This window comes from Staphylococcus sp. HMSC36A10, from assembly GCF_001838845.1.
Classification (GTDB): Bacteria; Bacillota; Bacilli; order Staphylococcales; family Staphylococcaceae; genus Staphylococcus; species Staphylococcus aureus.
Genome location: NZ_KV839118.1, coordinates 1 through 3,032, shown reverse-complemented (window position 1 = coordinate 3,032; position 3,032 = coordinate 1). Strand labels below are relative to the sequence as shown.

Here is a 3,032-nt window from a genome sequence, read left to right as displayed (position 1 = left end):
TGACACCTGTTGTTGTTAAACCATTAGAATCTTTATCTTCAGCTGTAGTATTTTTAACCGTTGGCGTGTAACCTGCTGGTGTTTCAAATTCTACTGTATAGTTACCATTATCTAAATCTGTAAATTTATATTTACCCGAGGCATCAGTAGTAGTTGTACCAATCACTTTTCCAGTACTATCTTTCAAAGTAACTTTAACATCTTTGATTCCTGGCTCATTTGCATCTTGGATACCATCTTTATTTGTATCTTCCCATACATAGTCACCAAGATTATATTTAGGTTCTTTATAAAAACCAGTGTCTAAAGACATATCATCTTTACCATTAATTTTAACAGTTACAGAACTACCATTTGAGTCTTTTTCACCATCAGTTGTTCCATTTACTTTTGTTGGAAGATATCCAGTTGGCGTTTCGAATTTAACTGTATAAGTTTCTCCGTCTTTCAAACCACCGAATTCGTAATGACCTTTAGCATCTGTTCTTACTGATTTTGTAGTACCGTCCGGGTAAGTTAATGTAACTAAAACGTTTGCCATTGGTTTTTCTTTTGAATCTGTACCTTGAACACCGTCTTTATCAACGTCTTCCCATACATAGTCACCAATTTTGTATAACTTTTCTTCAGGTTTAACAGTACCGTCGCCACCACCAGAGTCATTAGAAGTTACGATGAAGTTTGAATATCCTGCATAATTATAATAACCATATTTATCAGTTGTTCTCATACTAGTACCTTGGGCAATATCTAGTTCGCCATCTGATGTAGGTGTATATTTACTAACAACTTTGATAATATAGGCTGAATTAATATCACCAAAATCCAATGTTGCTACATTATTACTAAATGATTTTTTATTATCAAATTGACTTGTTACATCTTCGTATTGACTAAAATCATAGATTCTATTACTTTGAGGCAATTGTTGATCAGAGTTAACTTTATAAACCTTTATTTCTGTATTTTGGTCAATAATGGTGCTACCATTTCCTAGTTTAATATTTCCATAATCATCTACTTGACTACCAGCTATATCAACTTTAGTGTTGGTTGCTGATTTTTTCAATGGGTTAACATAAATTTGTTGTTCAATAGTTTGCTTATCTTCATCTAATTTTGTAAAGATAGATTGAATGTTTGAATCACCATGGACCATTGGATCTTGATAATCAACAGTGACATTTTGGCTTGTTTCTTTACCTGCTGTAGCAAATGTTAAATTCAAACTTGTCTCATTTGGAACTGTTTTTTTATCAATATACGAATATAGAGTTAAGCGTGATTTTATATCTTCATATTTATCTACATAGTCTGTAAATGTATATGTGATTTGCTTAGTTGCTTTATCAAATGTTCCTTTAGCAATGACCTCTCCTGATGGATCAGTAATATCGATAGGATCATTTTTATCTGTTAAATCCGAAGGAATTACATTCTTATCATAATTAATCGTCATTGTATCGCCTTTTTTGACTTTATTGTCAATTGTAAACTCTGTATCATATTCAATATCTTTACCGTCATGCGCTGCTGCCACATTATCTTTACCATCGCCAACTTTGATTGTTTGCTTCGTCACTTTGATTAAATCATTAACATTGTTTGAAGCAACTGCTGCTGGTTGTGCAACTGCAAAGCGCATTTTTGCGTTTACACGTTTTGGTGCAACACTTGTTGGAGCTGTAGCAACTGGTTTAGTTGAACGATTTGTATTGCTATCATTTCTAACTAATTCTTTTAATTTCTCAGGATTATTTTTAAGTTCTTCTTTTGACACATTTACTGGTTCTTTTGGATTAGTTGCATCTGTAACTTGATTGTCTACTTTTGAAGGCGTTGGTTGCGGTTGTGAATTTTCAATATTTGTAGATTCTTGAGGTGTAGTTGGTTTTGTTTGAATTTCACTTGTAGATGGTTTTGTAGTTACATCGTTATTTGTATTATTTGGTGCTTTCTTCTCTTCTAAAATAACAGATGTATCTTCTGTTGCAGTTTTATCAGTTGAAGGTTTAACATTTTCTTTTTCAATGTTTTGAGGCTTAGTTTCAGTTGTAGCTGTAACGTTATTTTGCTGTTTTTGAGTACTTGATGAAGTTGATTCTTCTTTAGCTTCTGGTTGTGGATCAGTATTTGTTTCTTTCTTAATTGGATTTGTTGAATTATTTTCTGTTGTCGAATTATTTTCAGTTTCCGACACTACTTCTTTATTATCACTAGTCGTTGCATCATCTTGTTTTGCATTTTCTGTACTAGTGTTTTCAGCAGCTTTAGCTTCTTGGTTCCCTAGACCAAAAATCAATGTCGTACCTACTAAAATCGATGCAGTTCCTACAGTATACTTTCTAATCGAAAATTTGTTTAAGCGATTTGAAATCATACCCTTTTTTGTTATTGCCTTTTTATTATCCCTGTTAATCATATAAATCTCCTTTAAAATATCAATATTTGCAAAAAATTAATATTTTTACATATAAAAATTTGTATTCCCATCGTAATACATTTTTAGATAAAGCACAATACTTTAAATAAATTTATTTATCTAAGACTGTTATTTTACACTTTGGTTTGAATAAATTAATTCTAGTAATTTTTAATTATTCGTTTGTTTTTTATATCAATTGTTTTAAATGGTTTGATACTGTGTTTAATTACTTTTCTTATTCGTTTGTACTTTTAATGTAAAGATGAATTAAATTTATGTTGATTTATGTTATATTTTTTAAAAAATTGCACTATTTAATCTCAAACATAAGATACATTTCATAAATTTTGAAATAAAAAACCAGGCCTCACGGACCTGGTATAAGCTGTATTATTTATTTTGTTTTTTACGACGACCGAATAACAATAATGATCCTAATGCTGCGAATAATCCGCCAAATAACGTTGCGTTATTTGAGCCGCTATTTTCATTACCTGTTTCTGGTAATGCTTTTGCTTTATTGTGATGGTCTTTAGTAGTACTCATTGGTTTAACAGGTGTGTGCTTACCTGCATCTGAGTCTGAATCACTGTCTGAATCTGAGTCG

The 3,032-nt window shown here is 31.3% G+C and carries 2 protein-coding genes; both read right to left on the bottom strand.

Annotation, left to right across the window (positions count from 1 at the left end):
* On the bottom strand, positions 1-2,422 hold a 2,422-nt coding region (locus HMPREF3247_RS08730), incomplete at its 3' end, for an SdrD B-like domain-containing protein (RefSeq protein ID WP_070866228.1).
* Positions 2,423-2,815: 393 nt separating this feature from the next.
* The coding region (locus HMPREF3247_RS08725; protein ID WP_000223009.1) for an LPXTG cell wall anchor domain-containing protein at positions 2,816-3,032 on the bottom strand (217 nt) is incomplete at its 5' end.